Annotated in this window: 18 protein-coding genes; 4 read left to right on the forward strand and 14 right to left on the reverse strand. The window is 59.1% G+C overall.

What is annotated here, in order from left to right:
- Positions 1–135 precede the first annotated feature (135 nt).
- From ACYX4K_RS01545 to rsxA, 6 genes are read right to left on the reverse strand one after another with little or no spacing between them, the layout of a single operon-like run.
- Positions 136–861, reverse strand: a complete 726-nt coding sequence (locus tag ACYX4K_RS01545) for an electron transport complex subunit E (RefSeq protein WP_475093848.1) — start codon at positions 859–861, stop codon at positions 136–138.
- Positions 861–1544, reverse strand: a complete 684-nt coding sequence (gene rsxG / locus ACYX4K_RS01550; protein ID WP_475093847.1) for an electron transport complex subunit RsxG — start codon at positions 1542–1544, stop codon at positions 861–863. The genes ACYX4K_RS01545 and rsxG overlap by 1 nt, the downstream gene beginning before the upstream one ends.
- Complete coding sequence (gene rsxD / locus ACYX4K_RS01555; protein ID WP_475093846.1) at positions 1544–2596, reverse strand: electron transport complex subunit RsxD; 1053 nt, start codon at positions 2594–2596, stop codon at positions 1544–1546. Before rsxD ends, rsxG begins: the two co-directional genes overlap by 1 nt.
- Positions 2597–2600: 4 nt before the next feature.
- Positions 2601–4790, reverse strand: a complete 2190-nt coding sequence (gene rsxC, locus ACYX4K_RS01560) for an electron transport complex subunit RsxC (RefSeq protein ID WP_475093845.1) — start codon at positions 4788–4790, stop codon at positions 2601–2603.
- Complete coding sequence (gene rsxB / locus ACYX4K_RS01565; RefSeq protein ID WP_475093844.1) at positions 4787–5395, reverse strand: electron transport complex subunit RsxB; 609 nt, start codon at positions 5393–5395, stop codon at positions 4787–4789. The genes rsxC and rsxB overlap by 4 nt, the downstream gene beginning before the upstream one ends.
- 14 nt (positions 5396–5409) lie before the next feature.
- Positions 5410–5985, reverse strand: coding sequence for an electron transport complex subunit RsxA (gene rsxA, locus ACYX4K_RS01570; protein WP_226704869.1), 576 nt, complete (start codon positions 5983–5985; stop codon positions 5410–5412).
- A 365-nt stretch (positions 5986–6350) separates the two neighbouring features.
- Here rsxA and ACYX4K_RS01575 point away from each other — a divergent pair, with 365 nt between their 5' ends.
- From ACYX4K_RS01575 to yghU, 3 genes are read left to right on the forward strand one after another with little or no spacing between them, the layout of a single operon-like run.
- Positions 6351–6806, forward strand: coding sequence for a GNAT family N-acetyltransferase (locus ACYX4K_RS01575; RefSeq protein ID WP_475093843.1), 456 nt, complete (start codon positions 6351–6353; stop codon positions 6804–6806).
- A 27-nt stretch (positions 6807–6833) separates the two neighbouring features.
- Positions 6834–7406, forward strand: coding sequence for a transglutaminase-like domain-containing protein (locus tag ACYX4K_RS01580; RefSeq protein WP_475093842.1), 573 nt, complete (start codon positions 6834–6836; stop codon positions 7404–7406).
- A gap of 58 nt (positions 7407–7464) precedes the next feature.
- Positions 7465–8343, forward strand: a complete 879-nt coding sequence (gene yghU, locus ACYX4K_RS01585) for a glutathione-dependent disulfide-bond oxidoreductase (protein WP_475093841.1) — start codon at positions 7465–7467, stop codon at positions 8341–8343.
- A 185-nt stretch (positions 8344–8528) separates the two neighbouring features.
- Here yghU and ACYX4K_RS01590 read toward each other — a convergent pair whose 3' ends face one another.
- The 4 genes from ACYX4K_RS01590 to ACYX4K_RS01605 all read right to left on the reverse strand — a co-directional run bounded on the left by ACYX4K_RS01590 (position 8529) and on the right by ACYX4K_RS01605 (position 12741).
- On the reverse strand, positions 8529–9419 hold the full coding sequence (locus ACYX4K_RS01590) for an NAD-dependent protein deacetylase (protein WP_475093840.1): 891 nt from the start codon (positions 9417–9419) through the stop codon (positions 8529–8531).
- Between the two features lie 131 nt (positions 9420–9550).
- Positions 9551–10000 carry a cyanase gene (cynS, locus tag ACYX4K_RS01595; RefSeq protein ID WP_475093839.1) on the reverse strand — a complete coding sequence of 150 codons (450 nt, stop codon included), beginning with the start codon at positions 9998–10000 and terminating at the stop codon, positions 9551–9553.
- 39 nt (positions 10001–10039) lie between these two features.
- Positions 10040–11752 (reverse strand): bifunctional protein-serine/threonine kinase/phosphatase, encoded by a 1713-nt coding sequence (locus tag ACYX4K_RS01600; RefSeq protein WP_475093838.1) that lies wholly within the window; start codon positions 11750–11752, stop codon positions 10040–10042.
- A 140-nt stretch (positions 11753–11892) separates the two neighbouring features.
- Positions 11893–12741 (reverse strand): formate/nitrite transporter family protein, encoded by an 849-nt coding sequence (locus tag ACYX4K_RS01605; protein WP_475093837.1) that lies wholly within the window; start codon positions 12739–12741, stop codon positions 11893–11895.
- 520 nt (positions 12742–13261) lie between these two features.
- Between ACYX4K_RS01605 and ACYX4K_RS01610 the strand changes: the two genes are divergently transcribed.
- A complete protein-coding gene (locus ACYX4K_RS01610; RefSeq protein WP_475119378.1) occupies positions 13262–14566 on the forward strand; it encodes a nitrate- and nitrite sensing domain-containing protein in 1305 nt (434 codons plus the stop codon).
- A 20-nt stretch (positions 14567–14586) separates the two neighbouring features.
- Here the strand turns inward: ACYX4K_RS01610 and ACYX4K_RS01615 are convergent, their stop codons facing one another.
- The 4 genes from ACYX4K_RS01615 to ACYX4K_RS01630 all read right to left on the reverse strand — a co-directional run bounded on the left by ACYX4K_RS01615 (position 14587) and on the right by ACYX4K_RS01630 (position 16753).
- Positions 14587–14829 carry a hypothetical protein gene (locus ACYX4K_RS01615; RefSeq protein WP_475093835.1) on the reverse strand — a complete coding sequence of 81 codons (243 nt, stop codon included), beginning with the start codon at positions 14827–14829 and terminating at the stop codon, positions 14587–14589.
- Positions 14798–15301 carry a hypothetical protein gene (locus ACYX4K_RS01620; protein WP_475093834.1) on the reverse strand — a complete coding sequence of 168 codons (504 nt, stop codon included), beginning with the start codon at positions 15299–15301 and terminating at the stop codon, positions 14798–14800. The genes ACYX4K_RS01615 and ACYX4K_RS01620 overlap by 32 nt, the downstream gene beginning before the upstream one ends.
- An 86-nt stretch (positions 15302–15387) precedes the next feature.
- Entirely contained in the window at positions 15388–15684 is a 297-nt protein-coding gene (locus tag ACYX4K_RS01625) for an ElaB/YgaM/YqjD family protein (RefSeq protein ID WP_475093833.1), read from the reverse strand.
- Positions 15685–15820: 136 nt separating this feature from the next.
- Positions 15821–16753, reverse strand: coding sequence for a D-2-hydroxyacid dehydrogenase (locus tag ACYX4K_RS01630; protein WP_475093832.1), 933 nt, complete (start codon positions 16751–16753; stop codon positions 15821–15823).
- Between the last annotated feature and the right edge of the window lie 68 nt (positions 16754–16821).

A 16821-nucleotide genomic window follows, 5' to 3' on the forward strand; every position in this document is an offset into this window, starting at 1 on the left:
CTTATTATTGGTCAATAAATCACGTTTAAAAAAATACCGGCGCTTGGCCGGTATTTCGGGGGCGCCGGTAATCCTCTATCGGCATTTATCGAGCCCGACTTGCTCCTGCGTACTCGATCTGAGAATAAAAGCTCGCTAGGAAATTTTTCCGGTGGTGCGCACCCGTTTGCTGCCGGTGACAACGCTGACATCGGCTTTGCGGCGGCGCTCGATTCCGGCATCAATAGCATTCTTGGCCGCGATCAGCAGCCCTGCCACCAGAAATGCGCCCGGCGGCAGTACCGCCACCAGGAAACCGGAATAATCCTGCCCCAGCACGGGGAGCGTCCAGTTGGCGGCCACGGGGCCGAGCAGCAGGTCCATATCGCTGAACAGAGTGCCGCGGCCGATCACTTCGCGTATCGCGCCGATCACGATCAATACTGCACTGAAACCCACGCCCATCATCAGCCCGTCCAGCAGTGAGGGCAGTACCGGATTTTTACTGGCGAAGGCGTCAGCGCGGCCAAGGATCGCGCAATTGGTCACGATCAGCGGGATAAAAATACCCAGCACCAGATACAGCTCGTAAGTGAACGCTTTCATCAGCAGTTCGGCACAGGTCACGAAGGTAGCAATAATCATCACCGACGCCGGCAGGCGCACGGTCTCCGGCATCTGGTGGCGCACCAGGGACACTGCGAGGTTGGAGCAGGCGAGTACCGCGGTGGTTGCGAGACCGAGACCAATGGCGTTGACCACGGAGCCGGTGACCGCCAGTAGCGGGCACAGACCGAGTAATTGCACCAGCGCGGGATTGTTCTTCCACAGGCCGTTGTGGGTAATCTCGCCATAGTTGTGCGAAGAGTCAGGTGTGGCCATCAGTTGTTCTCCCCCTGGTTGTCCTGGGGCTGTTCTATTTCTACCGCGCGCTTGGACACCGGCGCACTGAAGATTTCCTGTTGGTGCTCGGCGACAAAATCGAGCACCGTGCGCACCTGATTTACCACTGCCCGCGGGGTAATGGTGGCACCGGTGAACTGGTCGAAGGCACCGCCGTCTTTTTCCACTTTCCACTGGTCGCGGCCCGGGTCTTGAAGGGAAGTACCGTCAAAGGAAAGTATCCAGTCGCTCTTCTTCACTTCCACCTTGTCGCCGAGACCGGGAGTTTCCGCATGGCTGGTCACCCGCACGCCGGCCACGGTGCCGTCGCGGTTCACACCTACGAGCATCTGGATCGGCCCGGAGTAACCGTCCGGCGCCACGGTGGGGATGATTACGGCATCGATGGTGCCGTCACCTTCCCGCGCCAGGTTGATATTGCCCCCCTGCTTCAGCCCGAGCATGGCCCAGTACTGTTTGGGGATGGGGTAGGTGTCCACCAGCAGGTCGTTGCTGTGGCGCTCGATGGGGATGATCTCCAGCAGGGCCTTGGCGGCGGCCTCGCGAATGGCCCGCTCGATGGGCTCGCGGGTGGTGATCTGGGTAACCGCAAGGGTGCCGGCGGTCACCAGGGCGAACAGGGCCAGGATGGTCGCATTCTTACCGATGGAGCGTTTCAGCATTACTGTTCCTCCAGGTCGGTGGCCTTGCGCGCGGCCTTGTGGCCGTAGGTGCGCGGCAGTGTGTAGTTGTCGATAAAGGGCGCGGCAAAGTTCATCAGCAGTACCGCAAAGGCTACCGCATCCGGATAGGCGCCCCAGGCGCGGATCACAAACACCAGCAGGCCGACGCCGGCGCCAAAGATCAGCCGGCCCCGGTTGCTGGTGCAGCCGCTCACCGGGTCGGTGACGATAAAGAAGGCGCCGAGCATGGTGGCGCCGGAGAACAGGTGCAGCAGGGGTGAGCCTTCACTAAGGGAGCTGCCGCCATCGTAGAAGATGATGGAGAGTACCGTCAGGGTGGCGAGCATGGCCACCGGGCCGTGCCAGGTAATCAGGCCGCGAAACAGCAGAAACAGGCCGCCCAGCAGGAAGCCGAAGTTGGCCATTTCCCAGCCGAGCCCGGCAACAGAGCCTTTATTGAACACCGGCTCCATCTGGTACAGCTGGGCGAGGATGGTGGACTCGTTGTGGCGCACGATTTCCAGCGGGGTGGCGCGGGTGAAGCCGTCCACATTCATATTGCCGAAAATCAGCGATGCGGTCTCACCGAGCCCCGGCGCGCCGTGGATCAGGTCCGCGGCGCCGGCCCAGCGGGTCATTTCCACCGGGAAACTGATCAGCAGCACCACATAACCCACCATGGCGGGGTTGAACGGGTTGTAACCCATACCGCCGTAGAGCTGTTTGGCCAGCAGAATCGCGCTGACACTGCCGATCACCGGAATCCACCAGGGGCAGTAGGGCGGCAGGGCGATGCCCAGCAGCAGGGCGGTGACCAGGGCGCTGTAGTCTTTCAGATAGAAGGCAACCGGGCGATTGCGCAGTTTCATCACCGCGGCCTCGGTGGCCAGCGCGGTGGCGATACACAGGGCGATATTGATCAGGACGCCGGGGCCAAAGTAGACCACCAGCGCGAGTACACCGGGGACGGTGGCCGCGGCCACCTGCAGCATCACTTTGGAAGTGCTCTGGCCGGAGTGGGCGTGGGGGGAGGTGATTCGCATCAGGGACATGGGGTTACTCTCCGCTCCCGTTCTGGCCTTGGTTTTGATCTTGCTGTTGCGCCAGTTTTTCCTGCAGCTTGCCCTGCATTTTTTCCAGTGCGGTCTCGAAAGCGCCGGTGTTCGGGTCGTCTTCTTCTCTCGCCTTGCTCAGGCGCGCCTCGGCTTTCTCGACACGTTTTTTCAGCGCGTCGATTTCCGTGGCGAGTTTCTCTTGCGGGCTCATGCTGGCTCGGGCAGCCGCGGCGGCCTTGGCCTTTTCGATGGCTGCGCCCGCGGCAGACGAAGACGCCCCCGCTACGGTCAGCTTGTCCTGGGTAAGGGTCGGCTCCGGTTTTTCAGCGCTGGGCGTTTCTTGCGCCTGTGCTGATGCGGCCAACTTTTCCGCGTCCGCCAGCTTTTCCCGCGCTTCCTTCAGCTTCAGCTCGGCGGTTTTCAGCTGGGCTTCCAACTGCGGCTTCTGCGCCTCTTCGGCCTCGTTCAGTTTGCTCTGCATCCGCTCCACCCGGTGCTCGGCACTGGTGAGGGTGCGTTGGGCGCGGGCCAGTTGCTGTTCCGGGGTGGCCTGCTTGGCTTTCACCCGGGCGAGGGCCGCGGCCACCACGTCGGACTCTTCCTTGGCGGCCTTGGCTTCCGGAGTATCGGCGTTCTGCTCGCGCTGCTTGCGCGCCTCTTCGGCGGCTTTCTTGCGGGCCAGGCGCTTGGCTTCTTTTTCCTGCTCTGCCTTTTCCAGTCGCAGCTTGCGGTATTCGAAGCGCTCGCGGGCGCGGTCCGCCTTTTCTTTTTCCAGCCGTGCCTCGCGAATATCGCCCTTGGCGGCGCGGTAGTACTGCACCAGGGGAATGCTGGACGGGCACACATAGGAGCAGGCGCCGCACTCGATGCAGTCGAACAGGTTGTAAGCCTGCAGCTTCTCGCGGTCTTCCGCGCGCGCGTACCAGTACAGTTGCTGCGGCAGCAGGCTCGCCGGGCAGGCCTCGGCGCACAAGCCGCAGCGGATACAGGCCTGGGCCGGCGGCGGAGGCGGCAGCTCTTTATTGGTGGGGGCGAGGATGCAGTTGGTGGTTTTCACCACCGGCGCGTTTTCGTCCTCGATGGTGTAACCCATCATCGGCCCGCCAATCACGATCCGCTGCAATTGCTTGCGGTCGAGACCGTGGCTTTCCAGGATATGGCGGATGGGGGTGCCCAGCGGCACTTCGATATTGCGCTGGCGCTCGAGGGATTCGCCCACCACGGTGGTGACGCGGCTGATCAGCGGCTCGCCCAGGGTGACCGCGCGGAACACGGCGCGCGCGGTGCCCACGTTCTGGCACACAATGCCCACATTGGCCGGCAGTCCTTCGTTGGGGACTTCGCGCCCGGTGAGAATTTCGATCAGCTGTTTTTCGCCACCGGAGGGGTATTTGGTGGGGAAGACCACCACATGGAAGCGGGTGCCCTCGGCGGCCTGCTTCATGGCCTTTATGGCTTCCGGTTTGTTGTCCTCGATGCCGATCAGCACCCGCTCCGGCTGGTCCAGCAGGTGAGCAAGTATTTCGACACCGCCGATGATCTCGTCCGCGCGCTCGCGCATCAGCATATCGTCGGCGGTGATATAGGGTTCGCACTCGGTACCATTGATGATCAGGGTGTCTATCTCGGCGCCGCCGCGGGGGTTCAGCTTTACCGCGGTGGGGAAGCCGGCTCCGCCCATTCCGGAGATACCGCAGTCGCGGATCTGCTCCAGCACCTCGTCGATATCGCGGTTTGCGTAGTCTTCCAGCGGAGTGAGTGCACACCACTCGTCGCGGCCGTCGGTGCGGATCTGGATACAGTCCGCCACCATGCCGGAGGGGTGGGGCACGGAGAAAGGTTCGATGGCGACCACTTTGCCGGAAGAGGGCGCGTGTACCGGGCAGCTCACCGGGCCGTCGGCCTCGGCGATTTTCTGGCCCTTCAGTACCAGGTCACCGAGCTTCACCAGGGGAATGGCGGTGCCGCCGATATGCTGGTTCAGCGGTACGATCAGGTCTTCCGCCAGGGGAATGGTGCCGATGGGCTCGCCGGTAGACTGGTGCTTGTTCTCCGGCGGGTGGATACCGCCGTGGAAGTCGTTGATCTTCAGCTCCCGGGACAGATCCCGGGCCTTTTCGCTGGCAATCAGATGGGCCTCGCGGGCCGCGCGGCGCTCGCTGGCGCTCTGTCGTTCGTCTACCTGGCTCATGCGGCACTCCGGTCATCGGTGTGCAGATCGGGGCGGTCACTGGCGATCAATTGAATTCCGTCTTTGGGTTTATTCGGGTGCCACTGTTGCAGGCTGGTTTCCAGCGGCACCATATCGATACAGTCCACCGGGCAGGGCTCCACGCACAGGTCGCAGCCGGTGCACTCGTCCACGATCACAGTGTGCATCTGCTTGGCGGCGCCGACAATGGCATCCACCGGGCAGGCCTGGATGCACTTGGTGCAGCCGATGCATTCCGCCTCGCGGATAAACGCCACCTTTTTGACGTCTTCCACCCCGTGCTCCGCATCCAGTGGTGTGGCTTCCACATCCAGCAGGTTGGCAAGTTCGTTGATGGTGGCCTGGCCGCCGGGCGGGCATTTGTTGATGGCCTCGCCGTTGGCGATGGCCTCGGCGTAGGGGCGGCAACCGGGGTGGCCGCACTGGCCGCACTGGGTCTGTGGCAGCAGGGAGTCGATCTGATCCACAATCGGATCACCCTCGACCTTAAAGCGCACCGCGGCAAAGCCCAGCAGGGCGCCGAACACGAGGGCCATACCGCCGAGAATCAGCAGGGGCGTGGATACTTCAGACAACCATTCCATCGTCGCTCCTCCTCTTATACCAACCCGCTGAAGCCCATAAAGGCCAGGGACATCAGGCCCGCAGTCATCATGCCAATGGCCGCGCCCTTGAAAGGTTTGGGCACATCGGCCACAGCGAGGCGCTCGCGCATGGCGGAGAACAGGATCAGTACCAGGGAAAAGCCCACCGCCGCGCCAAAGCCGTACAGGGTGGACTGGATAAAGTTGTTCGCCTTGAGGGTGTTCTGCAGGGCCACACCCAGCACCGCGCAGTTGGTAGTAATAAGAGGCAGGAAGACCCCGAGCACCCGGTGCAGCAGCGGGCTGGTCTTCTCGATAAACATGCGCGCAAACTGCACCACCACCGCGATCACCAGAATGAAGGAGATGGTGCGCAGGTACTCCATACCGAAGGGTTCGAGTAAGTAGGTATTCACCAGGTAGGAGCAGATGGCCGCCAGGGTCAGCACAAAGGTGGTGGCGCCGGCCATACCGATGGCGGTCTCCAGCTTGTTGGAAACCCCCATAAATGGGCACAGGCCGAGGAACTGCACCAGCACGTAGTTGTTCACCAGGATGGTGCTGAGAAGAATGACGGTAAATTCGGTCATAGAGATTCCATTCTGCCCACTGCGCCGGGCCGCGGTTAATGCAACAGGTTCGCGCAGAAATGATGTGCAGGACGGGAGCGTGCCCGCTTCGTCAGCGGTGGCTTGTCCGCCCGGCTGGCGTCGAATTTGCTGTGCTGGCGCAATGTTTGCAGGCTATTGGTTGTGCGCTGCAGGCCAGTGCACGAGTCTGTGTTGCCTGATCAGGGGGCGGTATTATGGGCGAGAGGGTAGGGGCGTTCAACTTGCCACACCTCTATTGTCGCACCTCTATTGCCACATCTCTGCTGCCCCTTCCGCCCAGGGGAAATCAAGCGCACCAGAGTTCGGGCTTCCGCCAAAGCCGCAACCATGACGAAGTACTACAAATGAGAATAGCGATCGACGATCTCTCCGGTGCCGCCATAGCGGCCTTTCTGCAGGATCATATTGATGATATGCGCGCCACATCGCCTCCGGAGAGTGTGCACGCCCTGGATCTCGACGGCTTGCGCCAGCCGGGCATCACCTTCTGGACCCTGTGTGATGGTGACCAGCTACTTGGATGTGGCGCACTCAAAGAGCTTGCGCCGGGTCACGGTGAGATCAAATCCATGCGCACCGGCGCCTCCGCGCGGGGCCAAGGGGTTGGCAGCGCAATGTTGGCGCATATAATTGATGAATCGCGCGCCAGGGGCTACACCCGCCTCAGCCTGGAAACCGGTTCCATGGCCTTCTTCCTGCCCGCCCGGCGGCTGTACCGGCGCCACGGGTTCACAGAGTGTCCTCCCTTCGCCGCATATACAGATGACCCCAATAGCGTTTATATGAGGCTGGACCTCTGACTCGCCTTTAAAAATAACGACCCGAGCATGCAAGCGTACCTACAAGCGACCCCAATCATCGACTGGCAGCACCCGGATATCCTCGACGCTGCCGCCGACCTCAAATGCCGTTCCGGAGCCAAATTTGGCACCGCCCGCAATACTTTTGAATTTGTGCGCGATGAAATTCGCCACAGCGGCGACTTCGCCCTGAATCCGGTCACCTGCAAAGCTTCCGAAGTGCTGATCGCCGGCACTGGCTTCTGCTTTGCCAAGAGCCACTTGCTGGCGGCACTATTGCGTGCCAACGACATCCCCGCCGGATTCAGCTATCAACGCCTGTTGTTGGACCAAGCCCGTGGCCGCTACTGCCTGCATGGCTTCAACAGTCTTTACCTGGAACGCTACGGCTGGTTCCGTATCGACGCCCGCGGCAATAATCCCGACGCGGGCATCATCGCCGAATTTATTCCACCCCAGGAACGACTCGCCTACACCCCGACCGGAGAGGGCGAACGCGACCTGCCCGAGAACTACGCAGAACCGCTGCCGCAGGTTATTCAGGTATTGGAAAACTGCGACAGCTATCAGGCGGTAATCGAAAACCTGCCAGACGTTTGAAATTAACCGCCACAGGCTTACTCTTACGCATCAAATACAATGCGATAAAGGAGCCTTCATGTCGGACGCAAGCTACACCCCACCTGCCGTGTGGAAATGGGATTCCGAAAGCGGCGGCCAGTTCGCCAACATCAACCGCCCCATCGCCGGCGCCACCCACGACAAAGATCTGCCCGTGGGCAAACACCCCATGCAGCTCTACTCCCTCGCCACACCCAACGGCGTCAAGGCCACCATCATGCTCGAAGAGCTGCTGGCGCTGGGCCATGAAGGCGCCGAGTACGACGCCCACCTGATCCGCATCACCGAAGGCGACCAGTTCAGCAGCGGCTTCGTCGACATCAACCCCAACTCCAAAATCCCCGCCCTCGTCGACCACAGCACCACCCCGCCCATTCGAGTATTCGAATCCGGCTCCATACTGCTGTACCTCGCAGAAAAATTCGGCGCCTTCCTCCCGCATACCCCCGAGCAGCGCACCGAAACCCTCAACTGGCTCTTCTGGCAAATGGGCGCCGCCCCCTTCCTCGGCGGCGGCTTCGGTCACTTCTATGCCTACGCCCCGGAAAAATACGAATACCCCATCAACCGCTACACCATGGAAGTCAAACGCCAGCTCGACGTCCTCGACCGCCAATTGGCCGAGCACGAATTTATCGCCGGTAAGGAATACACCATCGCCGACATGGCCATCTGGCCCTGGTACGGCGCGGTGGTAAAAAACAAAGCCTACGATGCTGCGGAATTTCTCGAAGCCCACACCTACAAAAACGTAAACCGCTGGGTGGATGAGATCGGTGAGCGGCCGGCGGTAAAACGCGGAAGTATGGTCAACCGTACCTGGGGCGAGCCGGAAGAACAGTTGCACGAGCGGCACGATGCCAGTGACTTTGAATTGCGTACGCAAGATAAAATTGGAGATAAGAAAACCGACTAATGGCCGGTAAATTGTGAAATTTCGAATTGAAGGGCGAGTGCAGGGTGGAGCATTTCGAAACCGTCGGTGCCATGGATGGCACCGCCGGAGCGTACAGGGATGTATCTACAGCGATTTCGAAATGCTCCACCCTGTGCTCGGCCGCCACGCAGCGGCCTAACGAAGCTTGCTAGGGTTTGAGATAATTACGAAAGTAATTCCAGTGTACGCTGCAGTGTTTCCCCAATCCCCGCATTCAATTTCAGATCAATCAAATCATCGGCCCGGGTCTTCCCCAGATTCAGCGCCGCCATCGGCTTGCCCCATTCCTTCGCATAACGACAGAAACGAAACCCCGAATACACCATCAACGAAGAACCCACCACCAGCAGAGCGTCGCTCTCCCGCAACGTATCCATCGCCAACTGCACCCGTTCCCGCGGCACATTATCCCCAAAGAACACCACATCCGGCTTCAGAATCCCCGCACAGTCCGGACAATCCGCCACCTGAAAACCGGAAAAATCCACCTCCAGATCCGCATCCCCATCCGGCGCCGTTTCAGCCGTGTAATGGCGGAAGGTCGGGTTAAGCGCGTAACTCCGATCGTGCACCAGTTGTCGCATAGCCCGGTAGTCACAACCCATACAGCGAATCTCATCCGCCCGCCCGTGCAAATCCATCACCCGCTCGCTGCCAGCGCGCTGGTGCAGTCGATCCACATTCTGGGTAATCAACAGATTGATATGCCCGCGACGCTCCAGCTCCGCCAGATGAAAATGCGCCGGGTTCGGCGCCGAATTGCGGATTACCGGCCAGCCGATCAACGCCCGCCCCCAGTAACGCTGTCTCGTCGCCGCACACTTCATAAATTCGCGATGGTCCACCGGCGGCTTGCGCTTCCACTGGCCGTTGCGGTCGCGATAGTCGGGAATACCCGAATCCGTACTCACCCCGGCACCGGTCAGCACCGTCAAACGCGGATGGCGACGAATAAACGCCGCCAGCTGCTCCGCCGCCTCCGCACTCGCTAACGGCAATTCCGCAACAACGTCGCTATCGGAAAGGGAATGGGAGGAAAGTGTGCTCAAACTCATGGCGCAGGTCGCTTGGGCTCGCAAAGAATGGGATCGGAATCGCTATTGTAACGAGTCTGGCAGCAGAAGGTTGCACCGGGATTACGCTGGCGGGACTGTTCCCGCCAGCGTAGTGATTCAGGCAGAGTAAATCAGTAAGTCTTGTAGGGCAGAAACTTGCCGGACATCACCATATTCACCCGGTCGCCCTTTGGGTCTTCCTCCCGCTGGATATCCATGGAAAAGTCGATGGCACTCATGATGCCATCGCCGAACTCCTCGTGGATTAGCTCCTTGATGGTGGTGCCGTACACACTCACCAGCTCGTACAGGCGGTAAATCAGTGGGTCTGTCGGCACCGCCGTGGGCAGGGAGCCCTTGTAAGGGGCAATCTGCAGCCAGGCTACCGCCTCGTCGCTGAGGTCAAATAGTTCGCCCACTACGGCCGCCTGTTGTTTGGTAAACGTCATCTGGCCAAGACAGGCCGCGGTGGTCCACTCCTTCGATTGGCCGATGGCATCCGCCACCTGCGCCCATTTCAAATCTTTCTGTACCTTGGCCACTAAAATGAGGTTGGTAACCTGCTGGCGGTTGCTGATCATGTTTGCTCTCCATTTGCGATGGTTGGGTCGATTTGATAGTCAGGTTGCCTGGGAAATCAGGCTCAATAGGTAAAAAACAACAAGCAGCAGAACACCGCTCACCGACTGCCAGAAACGCACCGGATAGCGCTCCATCAGTGGCGGCCGAGTACTGATAACGTAATCCGGATTGGGGTGGCGCAACTCATAAATAAATTCCGACAGCGCCTCGTGGCGGCGCAATGGATTGGGCTGCAGCGCTTTTCTCAGGGTGGCGTCAATCCATGCGGGAATGGCACGGGACTCACTCAATACACTGCGAAAGCGCAACTTGTGTTGCGCCGCTACCGTATTACTGCGCGCGACCTGTGCGCCGTAGGGAAACTCGCCGGATAGAAGGTGGTAGGTGAGAACCGCCAGAGAAAAAAGATCCGAGCGCGGCGTGCCGCCGTCGCCGAGAAAATATTCCGGTGCGCTGTACAGCGCGGTGCCCAGGATCAACTGGCCATTTTCCTGCGCGGTTTCCGCAATCCCCGCCACTTTCGCCGAGCCCAGATCAATCAGCGTAACGGTACCCGCATCGCTGATCATGATATTTTCCGGGCGCAGATCCTGGTGCAGTATTTCAGCGCGGTGCAGGGCCTGCAGTCCGCGCGCGATTTGCTCGACGATGCCGCGTACGGTTTCAAGACTCGGCGCGGGGTTGTCGGTCATCCACTGGCGCAATGTCTGCCCCTCCACCACTTCCAGCGTGGTGTAGAGATAATTGCGCGGGCGATGGGTTGCCGCTGCTCGCACCACGTGGGCGCTGTCCACCCGTCGCGCCAGCCATTCCTCCATTAAAAGCCGCTCCAGATGTGCGGGATCTTCACTCTGGTCGACGGAGGGCGCCTTGAGGATTATCCGATTGCCGCTAGCCTGGTCGGTAGCCAGATAGACATGGCTGCGGTGGCTCGCATGTATATCCCGCTCGATGGTAAAGCCGTCGAAGCTGTCGCCGGATTTGAGAATCGGGGGCAATGGTAATTTACCGGCCTGATCAATCAGTGCCGGGGTTGTGTGGGGGAGTTTGTCCACCCGCACCAGTTGCACCGTAAGATTGTCGCTACTGCCGTTAGCCAGTGCCGCGGCCACCAGGGTTTTTGCTGTGCGATCGAGACACGCGCCTTTCTGTTGCAGGTGTTCGATCAGCGTGCGTTGCGACAGGGAATCGTGCACCCCATCGGTACTCAGAATAAACAGATCGCCGGCCTGCAGGGAAAGCCGGCGGTAATCAATTTCCGTTTGCGCGTCCGCGCCCAGCGCGCGACTCAAGTAGCTGTGGTGCTCCCCTTGCCACAGACGGTGGTCGTGGGTGAGTTGCTCCAGAGAGTCACCGCGCAGGCGGTAGATACGGGAGTCGCCGAGGTGAAACAGGTGCACCTCGCTACCTCTGAAAATGGCGGCGCTGAAGGTACACACATACCCCTTGTCTTTATCGAAGCGGTAGGGGCTCTGGCGGGTCTGCTCAAACAGCCAGGCGTTGGTGGCCTTGATTACCTGTTCGGCAGCGTTCTGTACACTCCAGCCATCGGACGTGCAGTAGTAATCGTCGAGGAAACTTTTCACCGCCGTTTCACTGGCCACCGCACTGACCGTACTGGAGCTGATGCCATCGGCGATGGCAAAGGCGGCGCCCTTGATGGCTAGCTGCGGTTCCGCCGGCAAAAAGGCGCCGCAACTGTCCTGGTTTTCCGGTTTGAGGCCGGCGCTCGTGTGCTGACCCGCTGCCAATAGGAGAGAACCACTGATAGAACTGGGTATAGAACTGGGTATAGAGCTGGGTATAGAGCTGGGTATAGAACTCGGCATAGAACTGGTCATAGAAATAGCCATAAAAAAATAGCCCCGCGGAGTGCGGGGCTGTATTGCGATCAGGCCAGTGCTTCTTTGCCGGCAGTGCCGTTTTCCGCTTTCAACTGACGCTTGGGTGCCGTTTTGTAGTGGGTGCTGTAGAGGGTGAGGCCGGTAAAGGCGAGGCCGCCTACCAGGTTGCCCAGCGCGGTGGGGATTTCGTTCCAGATCAGGTAATCCATCACCGAGAAGTCACCACCCATCATGATCGCGGTGGGGAACAGGAACATGTTTACCACCGAGTGCTCGAACGCCATAAAGAAGAACAACATGATCGGCATCCACATGGCGATGACCTTGCCGCTCACGTTGGTGGAAATCATCGCGCCGACAACGCCCATGGAAACCATCCAATTACACAGCATGCCGCGGATAAAAATGGTAAACCAACCCGCCGCGCCGTATTCCGCGTAGCCCAGGGTGCGCGCTTCGCCGATGGACGACAGTTTGGCGCCGACAGCGCCCGGCTCGGTGTTAAAGCCCATGGTAAACACAAACGCCATCATTGCCGCGACGGTGAGGGCGCCGGCAAAGTTGCCCACAAATACCAGGCCCCAGTTGCGCAAGATCCCGCCCCAGGTCACACCCGGGCGGCGATCCAGCCACGCCAGTGGCGCCAAGACAAATACACCGGTCAACAGGTCAAAGCCCATCAGGTAGAGCATACAGAAGCCTACCGGGAACAGGATGGAGCCGATCAGATGGGAACCAGTCATAGTGCCGACCGTCACCGCGAATACCGCAGCCAGTGCGAGAATGGCACCCGCCATATACGCCCGTACCAGCGTGTCGCGGGTGGACATGAAAATTTTTGATTCCCCCGCGTCGACCATTTTGGTCACAAATTCTGTAGGAGCGAGATAAGCCATAGTCGTTTCCTTTATTTAGTGCTGGAGGCCTTGCCACTTCTGTTGCCACCCGTGATCGATTGCAGAACCGGAGCGCGGATTTTCGGGCACAAAAAAAGGCGCCCACACAGACAGACATAAGTCGGAAAGTGGTGGACGCCTTTATCCAGAGTGTTCAGATTGGTTGGGCTGAGCCCGGTCGCGCTGCATTGCACGAGCTTGCGCTCATAATCTAAAGCAAACTCGATGCCAAAGTTTTTGCTGGGCTTTTGGTCGTTGCTCCCTGCGTGCATTCGCTCAAGCAGGTAAAAAAATGTGATGTGAATCTTGTTCTATCGTTGCAGACTGATTTCTTCTTGCACTGGGTTGGTGCGGCGGCGCCAAAAGGGGCGAAACTGGTGCAATGGCGGAAGGCGGGTCAGGTAGTTTTCCGGCCGCGATAGCGTGAACTCCGCCTGTTGTGGAATGCAAATTGCTGGGATAAGCCGTATTCATTGACTGGATTGCTCAGATGCAAGGAGTCGCGTGCGGAGACACCACCATGCAGAACCACAGTGAAGATGCTGAAAAATTTCTGCTCGCTGCCAAGCGCGCGGAAATTCAGACGTTGGATCGCCTGGCCGGCAGTTGCGAACTGGTAACTACGGTATCGGACCTGGTGCATCAACTGCAGCGGGAGCGTGGCATCTGCAATATTTATCTGGTGTCGGCGGGTTTTCGGTTTGAAGAGCAGCGCAACGCACAAATCCAGAATTGCCAGCTCAGTGAAGGCCAGTTTCGCGCATTGTTGCACAATCGATACTTACACGGTGGTCGCTGCGATGGCGCTGCCGACATGCGCCTGTTAAACAGCATTGCATACTCCCTGCACGGGCTGGATGAGCTGGCGGAGCTACGTCGGCACATCGATGCGTTTGAGGTGAGTGCTCTGGAATCTACCGATGCCTACTGCCGGCTGATTGCCGGGTTGCTGAGCGTGGTATTCGAAGCTGCGGACGTTGCCGACGACCCGGAAGTGACCCGCCTGCTGGTCGCACTGTTTAACTTTATGCAGGCCAAGGAGTTTTCCGGCCAGGAGCGGGCCTGGGGCGCTATTGGCTTTGCCAGCAGCCACTTTGATGCAAGCTTGCATGAGCGCCTGCAGCAGCTGCAGGATTGCCAGCGACGCAGCCTGGACGTGTTTGCTGAATATGCTGGCGAGAACGAGACCGCGCGCTGGAAATCGATTGAAGACAGTCAGGAATCGCGGGATTTACAGCGGCTGCGGCTGGTGATCGCCGGGCTCAAAAATGGCGAGCCGATTGCCTCGGAAATCAGCGAGGTCTGGTATCAGTTGGCAACGGCACGTATTGATGCGATGCATCGACTGGAGGATGCCATGGCCGCGCGCCTGCTGCGGGTGAGCCGCCAGCGGGTATCCGATGCGCAGTCTGAGCTCGGCCATCACTATACGCAGTTACAACAGATGAAATCTGCAGACTGGAATAACCTACCGGCACTGGCAGTGCTATTCGACCCCGAAGTTCCCGGCTTGTATGGCAGCGTAGCGGCCAGCGGTATCGGCACCTTGCACGGCCAGCCTTTGGCGCACTCCCTTTACGATCTGATCAGGTCCCAGGTGGCGCATATTCAGCGAGTAAGTACCGAGCTGGAAGAAACCCGCAAGACACTTGCAGAGCGCAAGCTGGTAGAGCGGGCGAAAGGGCTTCTGATCAAAAGTCTGCGCATGAGCGAAGACGACGCCTATCGCACCATGCAACAGAGAGCGATGGAAATGAACCTGAAGCTGGTGGAAGTTGCCGAGCGTATAATCAATGCCGGGGCCGAGCAGCGCCTGCCCCGCTGAAAACACCGGCGCGACAGGTGTTAAAACGCTCGCAGAGTCAGGTACCAGTTCACCAGGGTGTGGGTTGCGGGGCGATTAAACAATCGCTGGATAGCGAAGCCACCGGCGAAGGCGCCCAGCATCGCGAGCGGTAGCGGAACACGCTGGGCCTGGACTAGAGCATGGGCCTGCTGCTGTTGCATCAGGGTTAGCGCGCAGCGACGTTGCTTTACCATCGCCTGCCGGCGCTGTTCAATCTGCTTGTTTAAAGAGCGCAGTGACATCGTCCAGAGCCTCTTTTGCCTGCCTGCGGGATTCGTCAAATCCCAGGAAGTTCTTCAAGCGATTCATTGCCAGCAGCAGTCCGCCAACAACAACAAACTGGGACACCATGAAGATGCCGAAACCCAGGTATATGGATTGGAAATAGTAGTAGCCCATCAGGCCAAGCCCGGCACACAGGCTGACGATCAGGGATATCGCGAGAAAGAAAAGAATCAGCAGCATCACGACAATACGTGTGCCGGCTTGCAGGGTGCGTTTGAATTCGAGCTGGACCAGGCTGGTAAAGTTCTCAGCCCAGGCCGAGGCGAGGGTCATGGTTGCTTCTGCCCGCTCTCGCAGTGCATTGAATTCCTGTGACAGGCTTTCCGCCTCAGCAGAACCTGACCGAGAAGAATGTTCCGCGTGCTCCCGCGCGTAAACCGGTTCTGATGCCTGCCGGTTCGGCTGTTCCGAATCCTGAGGGTCCGCCATGAAGTTGTCCCCAATGTCTGTGTGCAACAGGAAACACCCGGCAGCATCACCGGGTATTTTTCCGAGCATTTAGCGCAGCAAAAACCTTATTTCAGAATCTTTGCGATCAACCAGCCCGCCGCAAACGCGCAACCCACGCTGACCAGAGGATGGGCTTTGATGGAATTTTCCGCCTTCTCAGCCACGTCCTGCGCGCGCTGTTTTCCTTTCTCCATACCGTCGCGGGTACGCGCCTTGACGGTGTCGGCAGTTTCTCGTGCACGCATTTTTACCTGCGACGCAGTATCGTGTGCCGCTTCACCGGCGAGGTTGTACGCCTGGTGCAGCTTGTCACGCGTACTGCCTGTGGCGGCGCCTGAATTCGGGGCTTTTGCAGTTGCCATGGTATTACCCTCCGATAGCAATCAAGGTGAGCGCGAAGGATAAGACGGAGAAGAGTGACTACGAAGGATTAACCGCGCTTTGGAAAGAATTGGTATGAGCAGCGCGGGCTAAATATCGGATTGGCCTTAAGGTCGGTCAGGTTGCGAATGTGTCGGTGATGTTACTGACCACACCGTCGAGCAAGCGCTGGCGGCTCTCGCGGCTGATCCAGGCATTGTGCGGCGTGATAATAAGGTTGGGAATGTCATCAGCAAGTAACGGATGATCCGCGGGCGGTGGTTCCACACTCAAAACATCCAGCGCAGCACCGGCAATCTCACCACCAATAAGTGCCTGCACCAGAGCGTCTTCATCCACCAGCCCGCCGCGGGCAGTATTGATAAGAAACGCCGAGTTCTTCATGGCTGCAAGAAACTCACTATTTACCAGTTGATCCGTCTGCTCCGTCAGCGGGCAGTGCAAACTGACAACATCAGATTCCGCCAGCAACTGATCCAGTGGCACACGGCCAGGCTTGGCTTCACCGGTAAACGAATCCGCCACCAGAACACGCATCCCCAGCGCCTCACCCAGCCGCGCGACTTTCTTACCCAGATCGCCGTAACCGATGATTCCCAGAGACTTTCCCTCCAGTTCCATCACCGGGTAGTCCAGGCGACAGAAAATCGGCGACTGGCTCCAGTGGCCATCGCGCACATCATCGTTGTATTGGTGCCAGCGGGTGGCCAGGGCGAGAATCAGCGCGAGAGTGTGCTGCGCGAGAGAAGTACCGGTATAACCGGCTACATTTTTTACCGGGATATTTCGAGCGGCTGCCGCATCCAGATCAATATTATTGGTGCCGGTAGCACACACACAAATCAGCTTCAGATTGGTGGCGCCCTCAATCAAACCCCGATCGAGCACCACCTTATTGGTAATCACCACATCCGCTTCAGCGATACGCTCTGCTGTCTGTTCCGGCGAAGTCGTTTCAAAAAACGCCCACTGATCCAGCGAACTTTCCAGCGCGGACGTATCCAGTTCGCCCAACTTCATCGTCAACGCATCAAGAAAAACCCCACGCATAACAAAGTCCTTTTAAACCCAATGAAGTCGAAGATAAGGCCCTCAGGGGCCATTTCCTGTGGAGCGAT

Source organism: Microbulbifer sp. ABF4_107, assembly GCF_056312215.1.